Genomic DNA, 24,861 nt, shown 5'->3' with positions numbered 1-24,861 from the left:
TATCGCAACATTGCGAGTGACTCGCAATAGCCCGCACTCAGAAGCGATAGCCGATCGTGCCCATCACGTTGCGCGGTGCGCCGATGAAGCAATCGCCGCGCGCGAGGCAGGACGCGAAAAATTTATTGTTGAGCAGGTTCGTCGCGTTGACCGCGAAGCGCCAGTTGTTCCAGTTGATCTCGGCCAGCGCATCGACCGTCGTGCGCGACGGGGTGACGATCGACCAGACATCGCTCGTCGAGATGCTCTTGCCGCTATAGACGACGCCGCCGCCCAGACGCAGCTGCGCTTCGTCCGCAAGGCCGAATGTCTTGGTCGACCAAATCGACGCCGTGTGGCGCGGCATATAATCGAGGCTGGTGTTGGTTTCCGATTTGAGTTTCGAATAGCCGTAATTGGCCAGCAGTTCGAAATTGCCCGGGAGGCTATGGCTGGCTTCGATCTCGAAACCCTTGGTGTTCAGTTCGCCCGATTGGGTGGTGCCACCCGCGGCAAGATAGAGGACGCGATTGCGTTCCTTTATCTTGAACGCGGTCGCGGTGACGAGGGTATTCGGCGTCGGCTGCCACTTGATGCCCGCTTCATATTGCGTGCCGGTCTGCGGCCGATAGGGATCGCCAAAGGTGCCGTCGCCATTGTCGATCCGGCCGGCGACCGGCAGGAAGCTTTCGGTATAGCTGAAGAATGGCGAGATGCCCGCACCGATCTCGCCGATGATGCCGGCGCGGAAGGTCGTGGCGTTGTCCTTCTGGCCCGACGAGCCGGTAACGCGGTCGCGGCGCGCGCCAAGTACAACCGAGACGCGGTCGAAGAAGCGGATTTGGTCCTGGACATAAACGCCCAGTTGCTTCTGGCTTTCCTTGGTGAAGGGACCGCTGGGATCATAGGTCAGCAGCGCATCATAATCGATGTCATAGAGGTCGACGAGCTCGGTGCCGCCAGCATAGCGTTTCTGAACCTTGTTCCAGCTATAATCGATGCCGACGAGCAGCTTATGCTCGACATTGGCGCCGGTAGTGAAATCGAACTGCAGATTATTGTCGGTCGAAAACACATTCATCCGCGCGTCGCTGGCGTCGGCGGTAAGCCCGATCATGCGACCGCTGGTGCCGTAAACCGAATAGGGATCCTCCGGGTTCGTATAGCTGTCGGCATAGTGGGTATTATATTCAAGGTCGCTATCGATATAGCGCGCCTTCAGGCTGAGCTTCACATTATCTGAGAAGCGGTGCGTCACCGATCCGCCGCCCTGAAGCAAACGGCCGGCGTAGCGATCCCAGCCGGCCTTGCCGACGAAGGTGTAACGATCGAGCTGCTTGCCAGCGACCGTGTTGGGCCGGAAGGTCCCGACGATCGGCAGGAATTGCGAGGTCGAACCAGTATCATCCTCCTGATACAGGCCGGTCAATATGACGTCGGTATCGGGGGTCGGCTGCCAGCGGATCGACGGCGCGAACATCACGCGGTCGTCGGGTACGTGGTCGATATAGGTGCCCGCGTCGCGGGCGCGGCCAACGAAGCGGACAGCGAGATCGTCAGCGAGCGCGACATTGACGTCGCCAAGCACTTCCTTGCGGTCATAGCTGCCGTAAACGAGACTGATTTCGCCGCGCGTCGCAAAATCCGGCGTCTTGCTGACGAGATTGATGAGGCCGCCGATTGACCCTTGGCCGAACAGCACGGAGGCCGGGCCGCGAACGATCTCGACCCGCGAGAAATTATACGGGTCCGAGGCGATCGACGCATAATAGGAGAAGACGTCGCGCATGCCGTCGCGGAACTGCAACGCGTCGAGCCCGCGGACGTTGAAGCCGTCGACGCGCGTGTCGCGGCCATAGGGGTTGGCGGCAACGCCCGCGGCATATTTTATCGTGTCGCTGATGCTGATCGCGCCCTGCGCCTCATATTGTTCGGCGGTGATGACCTTGATCGGCTGCGGCAGTTCCGCCAGCGCGGTATCGGTCTTGGTCCCGGTGTATCCGGTGACGACAATAGGGTCCTCGGCGGCGGCCGCATCGGCGTCGGCGGCGCTCCCGCCAGCCGACGCAGCATCTTCGGCACTATCGGCCGCCCAAGCCGGATTGGTGGCGAAAGCGAGCGCGGCTGCGCTGCAAAGCGCGATCATTCGGACGGTCATGGCGTTTCCCTTTTTGCATCTTTGTTGCAATCGGGAGCGGCCGCTATAGCGAATGGTTCGCAATAGCAAGCTAGTAATAATCGTTTGCAATAACCGACCCCGGCCGCCACACAACGCTTGCGCCGGAGTGCTCTGCGACCCGGCATCACCTTTCAGCTCCATCCGGAAAGAGGGATGTCCCTAATGAAAAAGACTTTTGCAGCTCTGATGGTCCTCGGCTTTCTTGCCGCACCCGCCACCGCGCACGAAGTGTGGATCGAGCGCGACGGCAATGCGCCCGCTCGCATCTATCTCGGCGAGCCGGCCGAGGCCGTTCCTGAAAGCGGCGACCCCGAATTCCCCAAGCTGAAGACGCCGACGCTCTTCGCCGAAAGCCGCGACCGCCCCGCGTCGCTCGTCCGCCGCGCCAATCATATCGAGGCTGCGGTTAGCGGGACCGGCGACCTCCGACTCGTTGACGAGAATGTTTTCGAACCCTGGGCCGGCGAAGACGGCAAGCTGCAGGGCGTGGTTTATCACGCGCGCGCTGGACGATCCGAAACGCGCCATGCGCTCGACCTGGAAATCGTCCCGGTCACGGCGAACGGGAACAGTTTCGCGGTCCTGTGGCAGGGCAAGCCCCTGCCCGGCGCCAAGCTGACGGTGATCGATCCCGATCGCTGGACCAAAGCCTATGTGGCCGACGACAAGGGCGTCATCACCGCACCCGCACGCGGCAAAGGCCGCTATCTGCTGTCGACGAGCAACGAGGTCGCAGGCGAACGCACGCTGGGCGGCAAGACCGTCGCGAGCACGGTGCATGTCTCCACGCTGACCTTCGTCACACCCTGAGGTCCGGGCAGGCCCCGCAGCGTGCGGGCCGAAAGATACATCGTCGGGGCGGCGCAGCGATCCTGCGCCGCCCCGATTTTTTGATCGGCAGCCGTATCACAAGCTCAAGCGCATATTGCGCGGCCCTCAACATGGATGAAGCCGCCGCCCGATTTCCTGAAACGCTCTTGACATCACCGTCCTCAAATTATTATCCACTTGGATAAATATAAAGGGAGGATGTCGATGAAGAGCATTATCGTGGCGTTGATGGGGTCGACGCTGCTCGCAAGCGGGGCTTATGCGCAAGAAAGCGCTCCGCTGCCCGATCCGGCGGCCGAAGCTGCCGGCGGCGACGAGATCGTCGTGACCGCGCAAAAGCGCGAACAGTCATTGCAGGACGTTCCGCTATCGGTTGCCGTTTTGAGCGGGGAGCAGCTTAGCGACCGCAACATCACCGAAATTTCGCAGCTTCAGACGACGACCCCGAACTTCTCGTTCCAGGGCAGCAACAACCCGCGCGGCGCGGGGATTGCGATCCGGGGCATCGGCACGAACAATTTCTCCTCGGCGATCGAGGGTTCGGTCGGGATCGTCATCGACGGCGTACCGATCGGGCGACAGGGCGCGGGCATGACCGACCTGTTCGATATCCAGCGCGTTGAAGTGCTGCGCGGTCCGCAAGGCACGTTGTTCGGCAAGAATGCGTCGGCCGGCGTACTCAATATCGTCACCACCGATCCCAGTTACACCTGGGGCGGGCGGGTGCAGGCGACCTATGGCGAGTTTGACGAGTTCGTGCTGCGCGGGACGGTCACCGGCGGCATCACCCAGAATCTCGCCTTCCGCGCGTCGGCCTATCTGACCAAGCGCGACGGCTATATCCGCAACGTCTTCGATGACAGCAAGCTCAACGATCGCGACGAATGGGGCGGTCGCGCCAAGCTGCTCTGGGAGCCCGCCGACAATATCCGCGTCCTCGTGGCGGGCGACTATTCGTCGCGCGATGCTGCGTGTTGCATGTGGACGATCCGCAGCTTCGGCAACAATGCGCGGGTCCGGACCCAGGTGACCGCCGCGGGCATCGTCCCCGGCCCGAACAATCGCGAGGTTGCGCTCGACGGCGACACCTTCATCCGGCAGGAAACCTATGGCGGATCGGTGCAGGTCGATGTCGAAAGCGCAAGCGGGATCACGCTGACGTCGATCACCGGCCTGCGCTGGTGGGATGCCGTCGACAATAATGACGCCGACCAGCGCCCGACGCCGGCGCTCAACATCAACAATGGCGACAGCCATCAGCGTCAGTTCACGCAGGAACTGCGCCTGACCTCACCCTCGGGCCAGCCGCTCGAATGGGTCGGCGGGCTGTTCCTGTTCAATCAGGACTATGAACTGGGCAATTCGCAGCAGGGGACGTTCGATCAGACCCTGCCTCCCGGCGTCCAATTGTCGCGCGCTATCTTGGTCGAGAACTATACGCAGAATTTCGCGGCCTTCGCCGATGCGACCTATCACCTCAGCGACCGGTTCAACGTCTTTGGCGGACTGCGATACACCGTCGAGCGGCTGAACACGCATTTCCGTCGCTTCCCCAATCCGGGCACGGTCTTGCTGGGGCCGCGCGTCGACCAGAAGTCGAAGCGCGTCGACGGCGCGTGGACCTGGCGCCTCGGCGCTCAGTTCCGCCCCACCGAAGAGGTTACGCTCTACGGCAGCGTCGCGCGCGGATTCAAGGGCGGCGGCTTCAACGCGCTGCAGGACTCAACCGTGTTGCGCACGGTCGAACCCGAAATCCCGACCTCCTATGAAATCGGCGCCAAGACCGAATTGTTCGATCGCCGCGTCCGCTTCAACATCGCCTTCTTCAGCACCGATTTCGACGATTTCCAGGCGCAGGCGATCGGGGTTTCGGACACCGGAACGCTGGTGTTCGACGTCATCAACGCAGGTTCGCTGCGCACGCGCGGTGTCGAGGCCGACATCAACATCAAAGCAGGGGGCGGGTTCACGCTGATGGGCGGCGCGGCCTACACCAAAGCCGAATATACCGACTTTGCGGGCGCGCCCTGCTATTTCGGCCAGACGGTGGCGCAGGGCTGCATCGTTTCGGGCGGCCAGGCGCGGCAGAATCTCACCGGCAAGGAACTCGCAAACGCGCCCAAGGTCACAGCGAACGCCACGGCCCGCTACGAAACCGAGGTCACGGCGGCGGGCGCGAGCGTGTTCGGCCAGCTGTCATACGCCTATCGCGGCAAGACCTTTACCGCGCTCGACCTTGATCCGAAATCGGTGCAAAAGGCTTATGGGTTGCTCGATGCGCAGCTGGGCTTCGCGCTGCCCGGCGACCGGATGCGGGCGTGGATCTGGGGCAAGAATCTGACCGACAAGAGCTTCGTCGAGCTGATCTATGACACGCCGCTCGACACCGGCGGCCAGTCGCAATTCTTCCCGTCAACCGCCGCGCGCCAGTTCGGCGCCACCGTGGAGTATCGGTTCTGATGAACACGCTCGATCGCCGCAGCCTGTTGGCCGCACTGGCGCTGGCGGGCGCGGGGGGTGTTTCGACCCTCGCGCTCGCGAAGTCGAAAGCCCCGGCGGCGCGTAAGCGCCCGCCGAACTTCATCGTCGTCCTCGCCGACGACCTTGGATATGGTGACATCGGCGCCAATGGCTCGCGCGCGATCCGCACGCCGAACATCGACCGGCTTGCCGCCGACGGGTTGCTGATGACCGATGCCTATGCGTCGGCCAATATCTGCACCCCGTCGCGCGCCGGCCTGCTCACCGGCCGCTATCCGATCCGCACCGGTCTTGCCTGGCAGGTGATCCAGGCGAACGACACCAACGGCCTGCCGCCCGATGAGGTGACGATCCCCGAGGTTCTCGGCCGTGACTATGTCTCGGCGCTGATCGGCAAATGGCACCTCGGCCACACGCCGCCCTATTGGCCGCCGACGGTGCAGGGTTTCGACCTGTTCTTCGGACTCCCTTACAGCCACGACATGAAGCCGCTGTCGCTCTACACTGCGGGCAAGGGCGTTGAATTCACGCAGGAAGACGTCGACATGGTAGCGCTGACGCGACGCTTCTTCGCGCGTGCGGGTGACTTCGTCGAAACGAACCAGAGCCGACCCTTCTTCCTGATGCTGGCGCTGACCGCGCCGCATATTCCGCTTCATCCGAGCAAGGAACATGCCGGTCATTCGCCCGCGGGCGATTATGGCGACGTCGTCGAGGAGGTCGATTCCGAGCTCGGCCGTCTGCGCGAGCAGCTCGAGCGGCTGAACCTTCAGAACGACACCTATGTCATCGTCACCTCGGACAATGGCCCTTGGTTCGAAGGATCAGCGGGCGCGCTGCGCGATCGCAAGGGCGGCGCGGGATGGGACGGCGGATACCGCGTTCCCTTCGTCGCATGGGCGCCCGGCCGCATTCCCGCAGGCAGTCGCAGCAACGCGATCACGATGAATTTCGACCTGCTGCCAACCTTCGCAGCGCTTGCCGGCAAGCCGCTTCCCAAGGGGCTGATCGTCGACGGCAAGGACATCAGCGCAGTGTGGCAGAAGGGCGCGGCCAGCCCCCATGACGCGCTGATCCTGTTCGATAATGAAAAGGTCGCGGCAATCCGCACCGACCGCTGGAAATTCGTCGCGCGCAGTTACTACCGCGAATATGACCTGCCACTCGCGCGCATCGGCGCCAACCTCCTCTTCGACGTGCGCAGCGACCCCAGCGAGGATTATAATCTGGCGACGCGCCATCCCGATGTCGTGAAGGATATGCGCGCACGCTTCGACCAATATCGTCAGACGTACGAACCGCTGGGGCGCAAGAAGGAGCCCGACCGGCTTCCCGGCGGGAAGACCCTGCCCTGATCCATCCGTCATTGCCTGTGCCGGCCCGTCGCTGGTATTGGTATCCAGTTGATTCAAATCCGGGGCAAACAGATTGCAGTCGAAAACGGGACCGAAAAGAAAAGCCCAGGACCGCGGTGTCGCGACGCGGCAGAAAATTGTCGAAGAAGCGCTGCAACTATTCTCACGCCACGGTTTCGACGGCGTCGGGATACGTGAAATTGCCGAGAGCGTCGGCGTCCAGCACGGGCTGATCAAATATCATTTCGGCACGAAGGATGAGCTGTGGCGCGAGGCCGTCCGGCTGCTGTTCACCCGGATGAGCGAGATTTTGCGCGCCGAGCCCGGCGAGGCCGATCTGCCGCCATATAAGGCGTTCGAAATCTCGCTTCGACGCTATGTCCGCTATTGCGCCGAGCATCCCGAACATGCGCGGCTGATGGTTCAGGAATCCTTTCGCGACAACGAACGGCTGGCCTGGGCGTCGGAGAGCTTCATTCGCCCCAGCCACGACCGGATATTCGCGCGATGGAATGCGCTGATGGACGACGGGACGATGCCGCGGGTGGATCCCACGTTGATGGTCTATGCGATGACAGGTGCCGCCCAGTCGATCTTCAATCTCGCCGCCGAAGCCAAGCTGACGCACGGGATCGACGCGCTGTCGAACGAGACGATAGAGGCCTATTCCGACGCCATTGTCTCGCTGTTCATGCCCGGCCTGAAGGCGATCGAAAAGTCCGGTCAAAAATAATTATCCATCTGGATAAAAATTAGAGACAGGCGAATTTCGTTGCGATAAGCTCCCGAAAAAAGAGGGAGAGACAATCATGGCCGATGTCAGCGGCGGGACGGTAAGACCGCCCGCTTCCATGGAACAGCCGCGCCTATCGACCGGAGAGGTCGTGGCCTATGGTTCGGGCGACCTTGCCTTCAATCTCTACTTCACCTTCTGCTCGCTGTTCCTGCTCTATTTCTACACCGACGTGCTCGGGCTCTCGGCCTCGGTCGCCGGTTTGATCATCATGGCGGCGCTCGTCTGGGAAGGTATCACCGACCCCGCGATGGGCGTGATAGCCAGTCGCACGCGCAGCCGCTTCGGCAGCTATCGCCCCTATCTGTTGTTCGGCGCACCGCTGCTCGCATTTGCGTTTATAGCGATGTTCCTGCCGCTGGGACTGTCGGGCAACGCCCTCGCCGCCTTCTGCCTCGCGACGCATATCCTGTTCCGCACAGTCTACACCGTCGTGAACATCCCCTTTGTGGCACTGTCAGCCCGGATGAGCGCTGACTCGCTCGCGCGGTCGCGTCTTGCCGGCGCGCGCATGTTGTTCGCGATCCTGACAGGACTGTTCCTCGCCGCCGCGACGTTGCCGCTCGTCGCCCGCTTCGGCGGCGGACGCGAAGGGTTTCTATGGGTTGCGGCGCTTTACGCGGCCATAGCGACACTGGTCCTGCTCAACTGCTTCAGGAAAACCCGCGAAGCGATCGGCGAGGCGCCCGACGCACATCCGACCTTTGGCGCGATGCTCGGCGCGGTGCGGTCGAACCGCGTGTTCCTGTTGCTGCTCGGCGCGACGCTGGTGGGTTCGATCGGTTATGCGATGGGCGGCAAGGCGCTCCTCTATTACATGAAATATTATGCCGGATCGGAGGAGACGATTACGATCGGCCTGACGGTTTCATTGGCGGCCGCCGCGCTGTCGATGCTGTTGTGGGTCAAGCTGACGCAGCGCATCGGAAAACGCGCGGTGTGGCTCAGCGGGATCGCGATCAGCGCGACCGCGAATATCCTGATCTTCGCCCTCGCGCCAAAGGCGGGACCACTACTTTATGGCCTGCTCGGACTCACTGGGGTCGGCAACGCCGCCTTCGTCCTGACCTTCTGGTCGATGCTACCCGACACGGTCGAGGTCGGCGAATGGCAAACCGGCCTGCGGGCAGAGGGTGCTCTCGTCGGTTTCCTCGCCTTTACCCAGAAGGTGGCGCTGGGTGTCGGTACCGGCCTGATCGGCATCCTGCTCGACATCATCGGCTATGTTCCCAACGCACCGCAAACTCCCGAGGCGCTGACCAGCATCCGTGGTTTCGCCACGATCGTTCCGGCGATGATGGCCATCGGCGCCGGGCTGTTCATCCATTTCTATCCCCTCGACACGCGTACCCACGCGCGCCTCGTCCGTGCGATCGGATGGCGCAATGCACGCCGCCGCGGGGGCCCCTCCACGACAAATATGGACAAATGACATGAGCGATCAGCAATTTGATTTCGCGCCCCGCCGCGGCGCTTCGGACGAATGGATCGCCGACACGGTCGATGCGATCATGGCGCAGGCGACGCTCGCCGAAAAAGTAGGCATGCTGTCAGGCCGTGGCTTTTTCCAGGAATTCATGGCCGACGACCGGCTGTGGGGCGCACGCCCCTATCGCGCTGGCAGCGGGATCGAGCGTCTAGGCGTCCCGCCCCTGTGGTTCACCGACGGCCCGCGCGGCGTTGCGCGCGGCCAGAGCACCTGTTTCCCTTGCACGATGGCGCGCGGCGCGACCTTCGACACCGACCTCGAAATGCGGATCGGCGAGGCGATGGGCAAGGAAATCCGTGCGCAGGACTGCGACCTTTCGGGCGCCGTCTGCATCAATATCCTGCGCCATCCCGCGTGGGGCCGCGCGCAGGAAACCTATGGCGAAGACCCGCATCATCTAGGCGCGATGGGCGCAGCACTGGGCGTCGGCATCCAGACGCAAAATGTGATCGCCACGGTCAAGCATTTCGCACTGAATTCGATGGAGAATGCGCGCTTCAAGGTCGATGTGCAGGTGAGCGAGCGTGCGCTCCACGAAATCTATCTGCCGCATTTCAAGACCGCGCTCGATGCGGGCGTCGCCACCGTTATGAGCGCGTACAACAAGTTTAACGGCGAATATTGCGGTCAGCACCACGGCCTGCTGACCGACATATTGCGCGGCGAATGGGGCTTTTCGGGCTTTGTCCATTCGGACTGGGTGATGGGCCTCTACAAACCCTATGCCGTCGCCGCCGGACTCGACATCGAGAATCCCGAACCGCAAATCCTGGGCGACAAGCTGATTGCGGCGGTCGAGGCAGGCCATGTCGCCCCCTTCGTGATCGACCGCGCGTGCCGCAACATCCTGCGCACGCAATATCGCTTCGCCTGCGCCGCCGATCCGCTGACCGAATATCCCGCCGAGTTGGTCGCATCGCCCGAGCATGTCGCGCTCGCGCGCGAAGCCGCCCAAAAGTCGATCGTCCTGCTCGAAAATGACGGTGTGCTGCCACTCGACCGTAGCAAACTGCGCCGGATCGCCGTTCTCGGCCGGCTGGCCGAGCTTCCCAATACCGGCGACATGGGATCGAGCCGCGTGCGTCCGCCCTATGTCGTCACCCCGCTCGATGCGCTCCGCGCCAGGCTCGGCCCCGATGCCATCCAAACGGGTGACGAGGACGACATCGACGCCGCGGTGGCCGCAGCGCGCGCCGCCGATGTCGCACTGATCGTCGCCGGCTATACCGCGCGCGAGGAAGGCGAATATATCCCGGGCGACATCACGCTGGGACAGGAAGACGACGGCCGCGGTGGGCGTCCGGCGATCGGTGGCGACCGCCTCTCGCTCGAACTGCCCGCCGAACAGGTCGCCCTGATCGAAGCCGTCGCGGCGACGGGAACGCCCGTCGTCGTTGCGATTGTCGCGGGCTCCGCCGTGCTAGTCGAGGGCTGGCGCGCGCAAGCGTCGGCGATCCTCCAGACATTCTACGCAGGCATGGAAGGCGGCAATGCGCTGGCCGACATATTGTTCGGCGACGTCAGCCCCTCCGGCCGCCTCCCCTTCACAGTGGCGCGCGATGCCGGCGATTATCCCCATTTCGATCGCGACGCCAACGCGATCACCTATGACTATTGGCACGGCTATGCAAAGCTGGCGCGCGACGGCACCGAGCCGCGCTACCCCTTCGGTCATGGCCTCAGCTACACGCGCTTCGCCCGTCGCGCATTGCGGGCTTCGGTTTCCGGCGACAGCGTGGGTATTTCGGTCGCGGTAGCCAATGTCGGAGAACGCTCCGGCGACGAGACTGTCCTCTGTCACATCAAATATCCCGGCGCGATCGAGCGCTGGCCGCTGGCGCTGAAAGCCTTTTCCCGCGTTTCGCTCGCCCCCGGCGAGACGCGAACGATCGCGATGCAAATCAAAATCGCCGACCTTCGCTATCGTGACGAACATGATCACGAATGGAAAATCGAGCCCGGGGAATATCAAATTCACATATCCGGCGGCATCGAAGCCGACCTTAAGGCATCGGTGCGGCTCTAGCGGTTTGCCGTTCTTGCCAATTCAGCCACTCGCCCGGTTTCAGGACCGCCACATAGGATCCGCCGTGCCAGCTGGCGTCCTGTAAAGCGCCAAGAGGATCGGGCACCTCCGAGTATCCGTCGGCGCCAACAACGCCGTAATGGATCGGCACGATCCTTTCTGCGCCGAGGATTGTGGCGGCCGCCACAGCCTGTTTTGGTGTGAGCACGGCAGGTTCGTCCGTCGCCGGCTTGCGCCACGAAAAGGTAGCGCCGTTGATGGGCAGGAACGCAGCGTCGAAAGAACCGAACTGTCGGCCCACCCGCCACCAGCCACCGTGCATCATCGTGTCACCGCCATGGAATATTCTGCGTCCACCGCCCGATACGACCCATGAAACCTGAAGATCGCCATAGCCATCGGATGCAGGAACGGGAGTCGCCGTAAAGTCCCCGAAGATTTGCGGCTCCCAAAGGGGGCACGGCCGCTGGCGCACATTGGCGGGCAGCCCGCCGAAAGGGGGCGTGCCGGCGGCATATGCCAACGTCCCTCCGCTTTTCAGCGCTGCTGCAATGGCGATGGCGTCGCCATGATCCGAATGCCTATGGGTGATCAGGACGACACTCTCGCCCACCGGATCATCCACGGCAATCAGCTTGTCGGAAAGGGCGGATCCCCAGACGGTCGGATCGATCAGCGGGTCGATGAACAACGTCGCGGCAGGCAGTTGAAGGCGCATGCCTGCCCAGGCCAGACGTTGAACGCGCAACTGCGGCGGCGGCGGTGCCGCCGCGCGCGCTGCAATGCGCCCTAACGATGCGACGCTCGCTGCCGCAGCAATCACGCCGCAGATCATTTGCCGACGGCTTGAGCTTTCACCGATATGGAATGACGAGGACAAGGTCACAGGAGATTGAACCCGATAAGCCGCACGCCCGTTTCCGTCCGCGGCTGGTGCTGGCTGTCGGGATCGAAATGAAGATAAGTACCGACACCGAACCGCTGGTCGCCCTCAATGACTTCCCCATCCAGAATGAAGACGTCCTCACCGCCATCGCCATGATGGTCGACGTGAGGCCACTCGCTGCCGGGCGCCATTTCGACAATCCATGTGCGGACGCCGGGACGCGAGGGCAGATCGCGACGGGTGCACCCCGGGCCGATAAGGATCGCTTCGCAACTGTCGAATGATACGGGCCTGAGCCCTTTTGGCTGGAACATCAATTTCTCCTCCGATCGCCGCCATTTTATGTATCGTGCGATCATCGAGATAGTTTATCGGGCGATATGCTTCTGTGCATGAAACTCACCGCTTATCATCGGGCTGAGGAGTAGAAGTTGTTGAATATCCCAACCTCGGAGGCGTTGATCGCTGCGATAGAGGCCGCTCGAACAGGTTCGATGACAGCTGCGGCGGAACTGCTGGGAATAACGCATGGCGCCGTCAGTCGCCGGATACTCTCACTTGAACAGTGGCTTGGAACGCCGGTATTCGAGCGGCTCGGCCGCGGCGTTCGACCAACGCCCCAGGGCATTATCTTCCTGCGCCGCGCCGAACGATCGCTAAACGCGATCGAAGCACTTCGATCCGAACTTGGTAGCCGGCGCGATCCCGGCGCCATCCGCATCTCCGCGCTTCCATCGATGGTCAGGCTATGGCTGATGCCGCGGCTACGCCGCCTCGAAGCGATCGCGCCCGGACGCGCGATAGAAATCATTCCCGAACATCGTATGGCGCAAGTCCAGAACCGCGATATGGACATCGCTGTGCGGTATGGCACCGGATCGTGGCCCGGTGTCGATACTCATCCCCTTTTTCCCGACATCGCGATTCCCGCCGCTGCACCCGAACTCTCGGCGCGGTTGGTCGGGATTTCAGCGCAGGATCTGATGAAAGAGACGTTGCTAATCGACGGCGACAGCTCAGATTGGCAGGAATGGGGTCGTCGTGCGGGGGTACAAAGAGCCTTATTGGGATCGAAGCGCCAATTCCTTGATCACGATGTCGCGATCGAAGCCGCCCGTCAGGAACTTGGCGTGATCTTGCTGCGCGTGCCGATGGCGGCATCGGCACTTTATGACAAAAGCCTGCAGGCGCTGCCTTTGCCGGCCATATCCAGCACGCGGGGACATTATCTCGCCGTCCGCGCGGGCGAACGCCGTCCGGACATACTCGCGCTGGTCGACGAATTGAGGTCCATCGGCGCCGAAGCCACGGCGCATTTCAATGGGGCCTTTCCCGAAATCGCCGCTCAAATTTTCAACGCGCAGGTCAAGTAGCTGTGCGCGCGCCGACGGACAGCCAAAAACCGCTGGATGGCATAGAGTGGCATTGGCCGATTGCGTGCAATCTGCCTTTGATCGCATGGCGACAAGAGCGGACCTAGCATCATAGGCGTGACCGATGGAGGCGGGTGGCTTCTGCGACGCTTGGAAAACAGCCGAACATTTGCACGAAATCGAGGCGAGGTCGCGGCTTCAGCACATTCATTTTCAGGTACGAGGCGCCGGCAGCAGAAACGCATTATCGAGAGCCGCATGATCGAGGCCACCGCCGGGCAAGGGAAATTTTCGATAGAAGCCCTCGATGCTGTCCGCGTCGGCAAGCACGCGGGCCTTAAACCGATGCGCGAGCGAAAGCCGGACCGGCAAGCCGCCGGTAATTTTGATCCAGCTGTTCCAACTTATGCCGACCCGCGTCATGATCTCGCACTGCCCGCCGACAAGTGGGCCGATTTCGTCCACCAGGTCGGGATTGACCACGCACATACGTTGCTTGCTCTCAGTCACTGCAAATTCTCCTCCAGTCCATGTACGGGCTATTGCCCGGCACCGTGTGGTCGGGACCCAATGCGCAGCCCTTCTCTTGCAGACGCACGCCGTCACACCATCCAAATTTTATCGCTCCAACTTCCATATTTTCCGCATAATCTCTGAAATTACCCGCATAAGATCGATGATATTTCTATCCCGAATCAAAAATTCTCAGGAGAATCTTCGATGCTTACCGAAGCAGACCATCGCATCCTCAAGGTCATTCAGGCGGAAGGCCGGATTACCAATCAGGAGCTGGCAAATCGCTGTGGCCTTTCGCCTTCCGCCTGCTTCGACCGCCTGAAGCGCTTGCGCGAGCAGGAATATATCCTCGGCTTTCACGCCCTGCTCGATCCGAACAAGCTCGACCGATCTTTGCTGATCTTCATCGAGGTGCTCATGGACCGAACCACGGGCGACGTTTTCAAGGAGTTTGCAGCCTCTGTGTCGGCCATGCCGGAGATCCTGGAATGCCACATGGTCGCGGGCGGGTTCGACTATCTGATCAAGGTCCGCGTCCGCGATATGGCGGCCTATCGAACCTTTCTTGCCGATACGCTGGTGCATATGCCGGGGATCCGGGAGACGCGGACCTATGCGGTCCTCGACGAAGTCAAGAATGTGACCAGCCTGCCGTTGTAACATCAGCCAGTCACTTTGAATCGCCCGCCGTGGCCAATCGGCTCTTACGCGCGCCATAAGCCAGATAGACGGCGAGCCCGATCAGATTCCAGAGCAGGAAACGGCTCTGTGTGATCGCCGGGAGGCTGATAAACAGATAGATGCAGCCGAATATCGCCACGAGCCCGACGACCCACGGCATCGGCGCACGAAACACCCGCGGCATGTCCGGTCGACGTACGCGAAGGATGATCAGGCAAAAGCCGACAGCGACGAATGCTGCAAGCGTTCCTGCATTCGCCAGCTCGGCAATTTCGGAAAGCGGGAAAAAGCCCGCGATCGCGGACACAACGATTGCGGTGCCGATCGTAACCGCGACGGGCGTGCCGCGTCGATTCAGCCGGCCGAGGCGTTCGGGCAGCATCCTGTCGCGCGCCATGACAAAGAAGATGCGGCTTTGCCCGAACATGAAGGCCAGGATCACCGTGGGTAAGGCAATGACCGCAACCGCGCCGATCAGCGTCGCGACCCCGGGGTGGCCCAGCGTGCGCAAGACGTGCGCGAGCGGTTCGCCCGACTGCGAGAATTGAAGGAATGGCATCGCGCCCACAGCCGCTGCGGCGACCAATATATAGACGATCGTGCACACAATCATCGACCCCACGATTCCGATGATGAGGTCGCGCCCGGGATTTCTCGCTTCTTCTGCCGCCGTCGACACGGCATCGAAGCCGTAGAATGCAAAAAAGATGATCGCCGCCGCTGCCATAACACCGCGCACCTGTCCGTCCACCTCATGTGCAGCGAAACCATAAGGCATGAAGGGTTTGAAGTTCCCCGCATCGAATGCCGGCAGGGCGAGCAGGATGAAGGCGGCGAGCGCGCCAAGCTTCAGCACGACAAGGAAGGCATTCACCGAAGCACTTTCGCGGGTCCCGACCAGCAGCATGCCCGCCACACCCGCCACGATAAGGACGGCCGGCAGATTGATGACACCCCCGGCATGGGGTCCCGCCGCCAGCGCGAGCGGGACGTCTATTCCTGCGGCTTGCAGGAAGCCGACGGCGTAGCCCGACCATCCGACAGCCACAGCGGCGCACACGACCGAATATTCGAGGACAAGGCTCCAGCCGATAACCCAGGCGACGCCTTCGCCGATCACGGCGTAGCTATAGGTATAGGCGCTACCCGAAACAGGCATCAGCGTTGCGAGTTCCGCATAAGCCAGAGCGGCGCACACGCATACCAGCCCGGCAACGATGAAAGCGAGAAGAACGGCCGGACCGGCGCGCTCGGCGCCCACGCCGATCAACGTATATATTCCCGTGCCCACGATCGCCCCGACGCCCAGTGCAACGAGGTGCCCCCACCCCAGTGTCCGGTGCAGGCGTTGCGCTTCGTTCACGGCCGCGACCGTTTCGATCGATTTTCGTCTGGTAAAGAAAGACATGAAGGTCCCCTGCCCGATCAGCCATGGTCGGGGGTCAATATCGGTGACCGGCGCCGTGCCCGCCGAAATCGGTCAGGCAGGCGCCGGTATTTTGGAGAAAAGCCGTCTACTGGCCCAGCTTGGTCTTTTCGCTTTCGACCATCGCCGCGACGTCACCGAGCAATTGCTTTGCGTCGTAGACAATCCCGTCCTTGATGGTGAACTTCACCCCGCCGACGACCTCCTGCTTGTTCGTTTCGGAATTCAGGCGCTGGAACCCTGTCCCGTAAAGCGTCTTCAGATTTTGCAGCGGATTTTCCGGGACGATCACGAGATCGGCGAGCATACCCGCCTTCACTGCACCGATCGGCGGGGTTTCGCCACGCGGTTCGTACAGCGTCTTCGCGCCCATCATCGTCGCGGCACGGACAACCTCAAGCGGCGAGAAACCGGCTTCGCGCAGCAATTCCAGTTCTTCGACATAGGCGAAGCCATAGACCTTCCAGATGAAGCCCGAATCGGTGCCGACCGTAACCCGGCCACCCATATTCTTGTAATCGTTCATCAAACGCATGAAGAGGCCGTAGAATTTCTTCCACGCGAATTCATTCTCGGTAGTCCAATCGAAGAAATAGGAGCCGTGATTGTCGCGGGTCGACTGAAAATAATTCCAGAGCTGCGGGGTCGTGTAGCGGGCGTGCCAGTCGGCATTGCGCGCACGCATCAGATCACGCGATGCGGCGTAGATATTGAATGTCGGATCGAATGTGACGTGGTTCGCCTTTTGCGCCTCCAGATATTCCTGCCATTGTTTCGTGCCGGGACCATAAACCTGATCCCAGATTTCGGCGACTTCGCCGAAGCGATCCTGCTCGTTGTTATAGTCGTAATGCGACGGGAAATCCTGAATCGCCCGGTCCTTCAGCAGGGATTCCATATGCCCGTAATAATGCGTGATCGTATTGAGCCCCGCGTCGCCCGCTTGGCGTCCATTGAAATTGGCCACGCCAATCTGGCTGAGGTGGGCGGTCGTCCCAAGGCCCAGCTTCTTGGCTTCATCGAGAGCAGCCGAGAAAACATCGGGCGTCTCATTCTCGCGGTTGAAGAATTTAATGCCGTCGATGTTGTTCTTGGCAGCCCAGCGCACCCACTCACGCGCCTTGAGCGGGGTGTCGACGACGCCACCTGTCCAGCCCGCACCCAACGTCTGGTAATTGAAAATTCGCGGCGCCACGATCTCGTTGCGTGCCGAGCGATCCTTCTCGCGGCTGGCAACCGCAGGCGCGCCCAGCGGAACGCCGCGGACCGTCGTCACACCGTGCGCGAGCCAGAGCTTGTAGGCATAGCTGGCATCGGGTGCCTTGTCGGCGCCGGGCAGGTGGACATGCATGTCGGTGAACCCGGGAAGCACGTACATGCCGGTCGCATCGATTTCATAATCGGCATCGTTCGGCGCGCGGTTGGCCGCAGAAGGCAACCCCGGCCAGCCCGCCTGCTTGATTGAGGAAATCCGGTTGCCTTCGACGACGATGTCGAAGCGACCGCGCGGCGGCGCGCCGGTCCCGTCGATGATCGTGGCATTGCGGATCACCATCTTGCGAAACGGTCCAGCCCCTTCGCCCGGCTTGCGCGCCGGTGCGCCGGCGCTGACCGGGAAGACCTCGGCGGTAGCGGCCGCCTTTTTGTCGCCGGCCTGATGCGCGGTCGCAGGCACGGCGAGCAACGCCGCCGCCAGCGCGATTTTGGTTATCTTCAACTTCATTGGACCCGTTTCCCCGTTTCGATTGATCGTTTTTGCACTCATTGCGGTTCGCTAACCGGAGCGGCATTTACGCCGCCGCTCCGGCTATCGCGTCAGGGCAGCGGAACGCCCTCTTCGGGAAGCCCCATCCGCCGCTTTTCGGACTTCACCATTTCGGCGACGTCGGCGAGCAGCTTTTTCGCGTCATAGACGATACCGTCCTTGATCGTGTAGCTGACCCCTCCGACACGCTCGAGCCGCTGCGTCTGCTCGTTGAGGCGCAGAGCCCCGGTGCCGTAAAGCGTCTTGAAGTTCTGGAGCGGATTTTCCTTCACCAGCACCATATCGGCAAGTTTGCCGACGCGCACCGTGCCGATCGGCGGCGCCACATTTCCCTTAGGTTCGTACAGCGTGAGCGCGCCGTTCAGCGTCGCGGCCTGTACAACCTGCGTCGGATTGAATCCGGCCTCCTGAAGCAGTTCGAGTTCCTCGACATAGCCGAAACCATAGGTTTTGAAGATGAAACCCGAGTCCGAACCGGCGGTCACGCGTCCACCGATATTTTTGTAGTCGTTGATCAGATGCATGAATTTCTTGTAGAAATTCCGCCAGCGCACTTCCTTCTCGGTCGTCCAGTCGAAAAAGTAGGAACCGTGATTTTCGCGCGACGACTGAAAGAAATTCCACAGCTGCGGCATCGTATATTTTCCGTGCCAATCGGCATTGCGCGCGTGCATCAGATCGCGCGACGCCGCATAGATCGTCATCGTCGGATCGAAGGTGACACCGTTCTTCTTCTGGCTTTCGAGATAGTCCCTCCACTCATCCGTGCCGGGTTCGAAGCTTTCGCGATACAGGTTGGCGACGTTGCTGAAGCGATCCTGCTCGTCCATGTAATTATAGCTGGGATCCCAGTTCTGGACCGGGCCTTCCTTCAGCAGCGATTCCATATGCCCGTAGAAATGAGTGACGGTTCCAAGCCCCGCGTCGCCGGCATGCTTGGCATCCATCCGCGCGACACCGATCTGCGAGAGGTGCGCGACGGTTCCGATCTGCTGCTTCTTCGCTTCGTCATAGATCGCTTCCAGCACTTCGGGCGGCTGGTTTGGATCGGCGGTGACCTTGATGCCGTCGATCCCGGCCTTGGCGGCCCAGCGCACCCATTCGCGCGCCTTTTCGGGAGTGTTTGTCGCCCCTCCGGTCCAGCCGCGCCCCGTTCCGGGACGATGATAGGAAAAGATGCGTGGCGCCGCGATCTCGTTTCGTGCCGAACGCGCGCGTTCGCTGAGCGAGATTTCGAACGGCGCCAGGTCGACGCCGCGTACCGAGGTGACGCCATGCGCCAGCCACAGCTTGTAGGAATAGCTGAGGTCGGGCGCCTTGTCGTCGCTCGACCCGTGAACGTGCATGTCAATGAAACCCGGGAGCATGAACATGCCCGTCGCGTCGAGTTCATAGTCCGCGTCGCGCGGCGCGCGACCCGATACCAGGGGCAGCCCAGGCGTACCTGCCGCCTCGATCGACGTGATGACATTATTTTCGACCACGACGTCGACCGGCCCGCGGGGCGGCGCGCCGCTGCCGTCGATCAGCGTAACGCCACGGATGACCATTTTACGAAACGGGCCTGCGCCTTCGCCGGGTTGACGTGCTGGCGCCGCGACGGCTCCCGCCCGCGGTTTCACCGGTTCGGCGGCGGGTGCGGCATCCTGCGTCTGCCCCGACACGGTCGGAATGGAACATAACAGGCCGGCGGTCCCAACCATCAGCGTCCGCCACGCAGCCAAGCGCAATCTTTCCATTGTAAGCTCTCCCCTGAAAACCCCTAAATCGAAAATCGGCATAAATGGTGGGGCGCGGCGGATGCCCGCCGCGCCCCACCTGTCATCAACGGAATCGTTTGATGAGGTTGAGCCCGATGGTCCGCGGCGGCGTTCCGTGGGTGACTGTCAGGCCGCCGGTATTGGCGCTGGTCGATTTCGTCGTGATCGCAAGTGCATCGAACAGATTGTTCACATAGAGCTGCGCGCTCCAGTTGCCGTCGGGTGCCTGGACGCCGATACGCGCATTGATGACGCCATAATCGTCGACCTTGCGGCGGAATACGTCGGTGGCGGCAAGCGTCGAATAGGATGAGCCGACATAGCTGCCGTCGATCCGCACCGAACCCTCAAGCGTATCGCTCAGACCCCAGATATATTCGGCCGACGCACTGACGTTCCACTTGGGCACGAAGGGCAGTCTGTCACCCTTGCGGCCGGCAGCGACGACGATGCTGCTGACCTGATCCTCGGACAGCTTTGCATCTGTGTAGCCGACGTTGGCGATCAACGAGAGGCCTTGGATCGGCGTGGCATTCAGTTCCGCCTCGACGCCCCTGATGCGCGCGGCACCAACGTTCGAGATCAGGCCGAACACCGACCCTGTCCCGGCCGTACGTGCCGATACCTGCATGTTGCTCCAGTCGATCTGATAGCCGGTCAGATTCAGATACACGCCCTGGATCGGTTGGCTTTTGACGCCGACTTCATAATTCCAGAGGCTGTCGGCGCTATATCCGGTCAAGGCGACCGGCAGTCCGATGGCCTGATTGACCCCGCCCGGGCGGAAGCCTTCGGCCGCCTGCGCATAGATCATCAGGTCGCGGCTGAATTCATATGACAGGTTGAACTTATGCACGAAGCCGTTTTCAGTGGTTTGCGCCTCGGTGTATGCTGACGGCACGGAGGCGTAGTGAATCTGCCCCTGCTGGACGATACCGCCGACAGTTTTGTCATATTCATACCAGCGGCTGCCGACGGTAGCGGTCAACTTGTCGAAGAATTTATAGGACAGCTCCGCAAACAAAGCCTTTTGCTTTAGGTGGTCGTTGATGGTGCGGTCATAATAGATGTTCGCAGGAACGAACGGGTTGAGTTCACCCGAAAGCGGGCTGGCGCTTAGCAGCGTCGAGCGCACCTTCGACTTGCGATCCTCGAGGAAGCCGCCAAAGGTCCAGTTGAACGGGCCGCTGCCGGTCGATGAGAGGCGCACCTCGTTCGACCAGTTTTTCACGCTTTGCGGCTGATAAAGGCTGGAGAACAGGATGGCGTTGGTCAGGTCAAGATAAGAACTGAGCTGACCGGGTGTGCAAACTCCCGCGGTATTGCCGAGCAGATAGCGTGCGCAACCGGCCGCGTTGTTCCGGCCATTAAAATTGTCACTCACGTCGCCGACCACGATGCGGTCACGATCGAAATAGGTTGAAACGGCAGTCAGCGCTACAGATCCGAAGTCATAGCGAAGCGTACCGCTGTAAATCCGGTTTTCGTCATAATTGCCCGATTCCGAACGCGCGTTGGTCGTATGACGCTCGCCTGTTTCGAAAAACCAACGAGACGCATCGGTCGACACCTTCGTGTAGTAGGCGCCGAGATCGATCGTCAGATCATCGGTCGGGGTGAAACGCAGCAACGCGCGGCCGCTATAGCTGTATCCGTCGTTGATATCCTTCGTGCCATAATAGCTGTTGTCGATATAGCCCGCGAACTGCTGGTAGCTACCAACGACGCGCAGCGCCAACTTATCGGAAACGATCGGCAAGTTGATCATGGCGTCGACGCTCGCGCCGGGGCTTCCGCCCTTTACGGCCGAAAGATTGACGCTGGCGGCCCCTTCCAGAAGATCCGTCTTCGGCTTTTCATAAATGATGCGAACCGTGCCGCCCATCGAACCCGAACCGTAAAGGGTGCCCTGCGGCCCCCGCAACACCTCTGCCCGTTCGACATCGAAAACGCGGAAATCGGGCGTGCTGCTTGCCGCGTCGCTGGTGGTCCCAACCGATCCAGCAACCGGAGACTCGTCATAATAGACGCCCACGGTTGGTTCGCCGGCGCCGACGACACCACGCAGGATGACGCGGCGGTTGCCCGGCCCGTTGTCGACAATCCGCAGGCTCGGGGTGTTTTGCGTCAACTCGGTAAAGCTGGTCGTCCCGGCCCGCTCAAGCGAGTCCCCCGTCACCGCAGAAATGGCCAACGGCGTATCCTGCAAGCGCGTGTTTCGCTTCAGCGCGGTCACGACGATTTCGCCGCCCGAAGTATGGGTCGTATCCTCGGCCTGATGTGCACCCTCTGCGTCTTCGGTGCTCTGCCCCTCCTGCGCCATGGCCGGCGAGGCGGCCAATAGGCTGATGCCCGACATAAGAAGCGCAGTGCGCGCCGCCCAAGCGCGCTTACGAACATTTATTCCAAGCTTACGCATTCAATCTTCCCCTTTTTTTTTAGCCTTGGACCCCTTTTTGCAATTTTTGGATGCTAACATCCGCCCCCCCGAAGGTGCGTGGTTTTTCCGCCCCAATATCGAAGGTTATTCGAGTTTTGGCGTATTATTCGTCATATCTTCGACAGGGGGCATCGGGCTTACAGCATTGTAAGCGGCCATCCCACGGCGACGCTCCCGGAGACGATGGAAGAATCAGATATATCCACATGAAAATAATCGAGAATATGGCGATTCGACATCAGGGACATAGCCCCATCAAAGAGAGGAAATGCCATAGCCTGAGAAGGACAATAAATAGCCTATGATAAAATGATCCGATTATCGCATGTGGAATGAATAATCTTCGGATCGCACCGCTGCACAGACGGGCCCGTCGCACGCGAAGATGAAGCGACCAAAAATGAGGCCCGACCGCAAACGCCCGCTTCATCTTGGACATAAAGTCCCGAAAGCAGCACCGATCAATTCATAGAATACTAAGCTTCACGGCCGAGCGTCATCACGCCCGCTATGAGGCATGGCGACTTGCGCCACGACAAAAGCCCCGGCCGTCCGCAAATGTGAACCCAATATGCTCGCGATAATTCTCGCGTTTACCGCGACCAAACAAGTCCTAACGCTTCCCAATTTTAATCAAGGGCCGCGAGATAAGGGCTATAGTTCGCAGCAACTGCCCCATCGACAACGATATGGGAAAGAACCGGGGATTTTAGCCAAATCGCCTTCAGGCATATTTTCGGCCGAGCGGCCTTGCTTCAAGATTTCCGTGGATCGGTTATCGAGCGTAGCTTTTCCGGCGGCCCGGATTACAGCCCCACCGAATTATCGACGGGGACCCAGCAGCTTGAAACGGATCGCAACTCCGCCCCCGGGCGCCATGTCCAGATCGAGATCGTCGGTGCTCGTCACCTTGCGCTTGCGGATCGTCAGCGCCGACGGATTGGTGCGATAGTCAGCGCCCGGAGCGTCGGCATAGATTTGCGCTTCATACTGTTTGCCCGGTGCAAGGAAATCGAGCCGCTGCGTGATCTTGCGTGCTTCCTCGTCAGTGATCGCGCCCATGTACCAGTCGCCCCCGCCGCGCGGCTGGCGCGCGACGACCACATAATCGCCGATTACGCTTTGCAACGTTTTCGATTGCTCCCAGTCGGCGGGCACGTCGCGGATGAACTGGAAGGCGCCCGGCTGCGCTTCATAGTTTTCCGGAAGGTCGGCCGCCATCTGGATCGGCGAATAGAGGACGACATATTCGGCGAGTTGGGTCGCCAGCGTCGACTGCACCCGCCGCGTCAACTCCTTGCCGCTCCGCGCTATGTCGAAGATGCCCGGCGTGAAATCCATCGGTCCCGCCAGCATCCGCGTGAAGGGCAATATCGTCATATGCTCGGGCGGGTTCGTCGGATTGCCCCACGCGTTGAATTCCTGCCCGCGTGCGCCCTCGCGGCTCACCCAGTTCGGCCAGGTCCGGCGCAGTCCCGTATCCTTCACCGGCTCATGCGTGTTGATTGCGATATGCAGTTTCGCGGCGCGCTTCACGACCTCGAGATGGTGACGCACCGCATATTGGCCCGCGAACCATTGCTGCTCGCCCTCGCCGTCGACGATCGTCCCGCTGTGACGGACATAGCCGGTCTTGATCAGCGACACGCCATTATCGGCATAGAGCTTCAATCCCGCATCAAGCTGGCGCGCGTAATTTTCGATCGCTCCACCGGTCTCGTGATGGCCGATCAGTTTCACGCCCTTCGCCTTGCCGTAGCGCGTGATCTCGGGAAGGTCGAAATCGGGATAGGCTTCGGTGAAGCTGAACTTGTCGCCATTTGCGATCCAGTCGCCGTCCCAGCCCTTGTTCCATCCCTCGACGAGCACGCCGTCGAAGCCGTATTTGGCAGCAAAATCGATATAGCGTTTCACGTTGGCGGTGTTCGCCCCGTGCGTCGGCCCGCTGCCCCAGGTCGACTTCTCAAGGTGCATTTCCCACCAGATGCCGACATATTTTCCGGGTTTGAACCATTTGCGGATGCCGGGAAGCTGGCTCGGTTCATTGAGGTTGAGCGTGATGCGGCTGTCCGCGAGCACGCCGGGTGTTTCGCCGATGAGCACGGTGCGCCAAGGCGTCGCGAACGGCCCAGTCTTCTTCGCCAGCACCCCATCGGGCCAGGGCATCAACCAAGCGCCATAGGTGCCGGCGCCATTGCCCTCGAGCAGCATCGAGGGAAAATCGACGAGCGCCGCCTCGTGGAAGCTCAGATACAAGCCGTTGTCGCCTTTCAGGGTCAGCGGCGTTTCGGCGAGAGTAATTCGGCGCGCGTCGGTCTGGGTATAGAGATATTCGTCGCGTTCCTGGCCGAGCCCTTGATACCACCAAGCCTGATAGGCGCCGACGGTGCGGAATTGCGTATCGTCGGCAGTGATCGATACCGCCTTTCCGTTCGGAATAGCCGCATAGTCGTATCGGAAGCCGAATCCGTCGTCGAACAGGCGGAAGATGACGCCCACCGCCTTGTTCAGCGCTGTGTCTCCTGCCAGCGTTACCGACAGCTCGTTGTGGTTGTCGCGGATCAGCCTTTGCTCGCCCCATGGCTGTTCCCACGTCGTATCGACCGACAACCGCTTCGCATTCCCAACCGCTGTAAAGCGCGGATCGGCCTCACCCGCAAAGCGCAGTCCTAGTCGCGACGGCGCGATCACAGTCACATCGCCACGTTTGACTTCATAAAGCGCCTCGCCGTTCACGACCGAAACGCACAGTTCGAGCCGCTTGTCCGGCGATTTCGTACATTCGCGCGCTGCGGCGGGCGATGCGATCGCCAGCATCGACAGGCCGAACAATAGGGACGTTCTAGGAATCATCTCATTCTTCTCTTTTGCTGGGGAGGCG

17 protein-coding genes are annotated in these 24,861 nt (G+C 61.2%); 8 read left to right on the top strand and 9 right to left on the bottom strand.

What is annotated here, in order from left to right:
• Positions 1 to 37: 37 nt before the first annotated feature.
• Positions 38 to 2,137, bottom strand: a complete 2,100-nt coding sequence (locus KEC45_RS04730) for a TonB-dependent siderophore receptor (RefSeq protein ID WP_252171558.1) — start codon at positions 2,135 to 2,137, stop codon at positions 38 to 40.
• 183 nt (positions 2,138 to 2,320) lie between these two features.
• Between KEC45_RS04730 and KEC45_RS04725 the strand changes: the two genes are divergently transcribed.
• From KEC45_RS04725 to KEC45_RS04700, 6 genes are all read left to right on the top strand, one after another.
• Complete coding sequence (locus KEC45_RS04725; protein ID WP_252171557.1) at positions 2,321 to 2,968, top strand: DUF4198 domain-containing protein; 648 nt, start codon at positions 2,321 to 2,323, stop codon at positions 2,966 to 2,968.
• A 225-nt stretch (positions 2,969 to 3,193) separates the two neighbouring features.
• Entirely contained in the window at positions 3,194 to 5,449 is a 2,256-nt protein-coding gene (locus KEC45_RS04720; protein WP_252171556.1) for a TonB-dependent receptor, read from the top strand.
• Entirely contained in the window at positions 5,449 to 6,825 is a 1,377-nt protein-coding gene (locus tag KEC45_RS04715) for a sulfatase (protein WP_252171555.1), read from the top strand. Before KEC45_RS04720 ends, KEC45_RS04715 begins: the two co-directional genes overlap by 1 nt.
• A gap of 73 nt (positions 6,826 to 6,898) precedes the next feature.
• On the top strand, positions 6,899 to 7,558 hold the full coding sequence (locus KEC45_RS04710) for a TetR/AcrR family transcriptional regulator (RefSeq protein ID WP_252171554.1): 660 nt from the start codon (positions 6,899 to 6,901) through the stop codon (positions 7,556 to 7,558).
• A 76-nt stretch (positions 7,559 to 7,634) separates the two neighbouring features.
• Positions 7,635 to 9,050 carry an MFS transporter gene (locus KEC45_RS04705; protein ID WP_252171553.1) on the top strand — a complete coding sequence of 472 codons (1,416 nt, stop codon included), beginning with the start codon at positions 7,635 to 7,637 and terminating at the stop codon, positions 9,048 to 9,050.
• A 1-nt stretch (position 9,051) separates the two neighbouring features.
• Positions 9,052 to 11,133 carry a beta-glucosidase gene (locus KEC45_RS04700; protein WP_252171552.1) on the top strand — a complete coding sequence of 694 codons (2,082 nt, stop codon included), beginning with the start codon at positions 9,052 to 9,054 and terminating at the stop codon, positions 11,131 to 11,133.
• Here KEC45_RS04700 and KEC45_RS04695 read toward each other — a convergent pair.
• Complete coding sequence (locus tag KEC45_RS04695) at positions 11,111 to 12,019, bottom strand: MBL fold metallo-hydrolase (RefSeq protein ID WP_252171551.1); 909 nt, start codon at positions 12,017 to 12,019, stop codon at positions 11,111 to 11,113. The two genes, KEC45_RS04700 and KEC45_RS04695, sit on opposite strands and share 23 nt — an antisense overlap.
• Entirely contained in the window at positions 12,016 to 12,333 is a 318-nt protein-coding gene (locus tag KEC45_RS04690; protein WP_062182466.1) for a cupin domain-containing protein, read from the bottom strand. The genes KEC45_RS04695 and KEC45_RS04690 overlap by 4 nt, the downstream gene beginning before the upstream one ends.
• A gap of 180 nt (positions 12,334 to 12,513) precedes the next feature.
• Between KEC45_RS04690 and KEC45_RS04685 the strand changes: the two genes are divergently transcribed.
• Entirely contained in the window at positions 12,514 to 13,392 is an 879-nt protein-coding gene (locus tag KEC45_RS04685; protein ID WP_252171550.1) for a LysR substrate-binding domain-containing protein, read from the top strand.
• Positions 13,393 to 13,605: 213 nt separating this feature from the next.
• On the opposite strand, the gene KEC45_RS04680 is transcribed toward KEC45_RS04685, so the two are convergent.
• The gene (locus KEC45_RS04680) at positions 13,606 to 13,902 is read right to left on the bottom strand and encodes a hypothetical protein (RefSeq protein ID WP_252171549.1); all 297 of its coding nucleotides are present in this window, start codon (positions 13,900 to 13,902) and stop codon (positions 13,606 to 13,608) included.
• Between the two features lie 210 nt (positions 13,903 to 14,112).
• Here KEC45_RS04680 and KEC45_RS04675 point away from each other — a divergent pair, with 210 nt between their 5' ends.
• A complete protein-coding gene (locus KEC45_RS04675) occupies positions 14,113 to 14,568 on the top strand; it encodes an Lrp/AsnC ligand binding domain-containing protein (protein ID WP_062182474.1) in 456 nt (151 codons plus the stop codon).
• Positions 14,569 to 14,578: 10 nt separating this feature from the next.
• Here the strand turns inward: KEC45_RS04675 and KEC45_RS04670 are convergent, their stop codons facing one another.
• From KEC45_RS04670 to KEC45_RS04650, 5 genes are all read right to left on the bottom strand, one after another.
• On the bottom strand, positions 14,579 to 15,997 hold the full coding sequence (locus KEC45_RS04670) for an amino acid permease (protein ID WP_062182477.1): 1,419 nt from the start codon (positions 15,995 to 15,997) through the stop codon (positions 14,579 to 14,581).
• A gap of 106 nt (positions 15,998 to 16,103) precedes the next feature.
• Positions 16,104 to 17,738 (bottom strand): amidohydrolase family protein, encoded by a 1,635-nt coding sequence (locus KEC45_RS04665; RefSeq protein WP_062182480.1) that lies wholly within the window; start codon positions 17,736 to 17,738, stop codon positions 16,104 to 16,106.
• Positions 17,739 to 17,830: 92 nt separating this feature from the next.
• A complete protein-coding gene (locus KEC45_RS04660) occupies positions 17,831 to 19,519 on the bottom strand; it encodes an amidohydrolase family protein (RefSeq protein ID WP_252171548.1) in 1,689 nt (562 codons plus the stop codon).
• Positions 19,520 to 19,604: 85 nt separating this feature from the next.
• Entirely contained in the window at positions 19,605 to 21,959 is a 2,355-nt protein-coding gene (locus KEC45_RS04655) for a TonB-dependent receptor (RefSeq protein ID WP_252171547.1), read from the bottom strand.
• A gap of 843 nt (positions 21,960 to 22,802) precedes the next feature.
• Positions 22,803 to 24,833 carry a glycoside hydrolase family 97 protein gene (locus tag KEC45_RS04650; RefSeq protein WP_252171546.1) on the bottom strand — a complete coding sequence of 677 codons (2,031 nt, stop codon included), beginning with the start codon at positions 24,831 to 24,833 and terminating at the stop codon, positions 22,803 to 22,805.
• Positions 24,834 to 24,861 lie beyond the last annotated feature (28 nt).

Source organism: Sphingopyxis sp. USTB-05 (assembly GCF_023822045.1).
GTDB lineage: Bacteria > Pseudomonadota > Alphaproteobacteria > Sphingomonadales > Sphingomonadaceae > Sphingopyxis.
This window is presented reverse-complemented; position numbering and strand designations above follow the sequence as displayed.

Coding starts and splice junctions, on each gene's coding strand:
- KEC45_RS04730 (WP_252171558.1), bottom strand. CDS start 2,137: ATGACCGTCCGAATGATCGCGCTTTGCAGCGCAGCCGCGCTCGCTTTC.
- KEC45_RS04725 (WP_252171557.1), top strand. CDS start 2,321: ATGAAAAAGACTTTTGCAGCTCTGATGGTCCTCGGCTTTCTTGCCGCA.
- KEC45_RS04720 (WP_252171556.1), top strand. CDS start 3,194: ATGAAGAGCATTATCGTGGCGTTGATGGGGTCGACGCTGCTCGCAAGC.
- KEC45_RS04715 (WP_252171555.1), top strand. CDS start 5,449: ATGAACACGCTCGATCGCCGCAGCCTGTTGGCCGCACTGGCGCTGGCG.
- KEC45_RS04705 (WP_252171553.1), top strand. CDS start 7,635: ATGGCCGATGTCAGCGGCGGGACGGTAAGACCGCCCGCTTCCATGGAA.
- KEC45_RS04700 (WP_252171552.1), top strand. CDS start 9,052: ATGAGCGATCAGCAATTTGATTTCGCGCCCCGCCGCGGCGCTTCGGAC.
- KEC45_RS04690 (WP_062182466.1), bottom strand. CDS start 12,333: ATGTTCCAGCCAAAAGGGCTCAGGCCCGTATCATTCGACAGTTGCGAA.
- KEC45_RS04685 (WP_252171550.1), top strand. CDS start 12,514: ATGACAGCTGCGGCGGAACTGCTGGGAATAACGCATGGCGCCGTCAGT.
- KEC45_RS04675 (WP_062182474.1), top strand. CDS start 14,113: ATGCTTACCGAAGCAGACCATCGCATCCTCAAGGTCATTCAGGCGGAA.
- KEC45_RS04670 (WP_062182477.1), bottom strand. CDS start 15,997: ATGTCTTTCTTTACCAGACGAAAATCGATCGAAACGGTCGCGGCCGTG.
- KEC45_RS04665 (WP_062182480.1), bottom strand. CDS start 17,738: ATGAAGTTGAAGATAACCAAAATCGCGCTGGCGGCGGCGTTGCTCGCC.
- KEC45_RS04660 (WP_252171548.1), bottom strand. CDS start 19,519: ATGGAAAGATTGCGCTTGGCTGCGTGGCGGACGCTGATGGTTGGGACC.
- KEC45_RS04655 (WP_252171547.1), bottom strand. CDS start 21,959: ATGCGTAAGCTTGGAATAAATGTTCGTAAGCGCGCTTGGGCGGCGCGC.
- KEC45_RS04650 (WP_252171546.1), bottom strand. CDS start 24,833: ATGATTCCTAGAACGTCCCTATTGTTCGGCCTGTCGATGCTGGCGATC.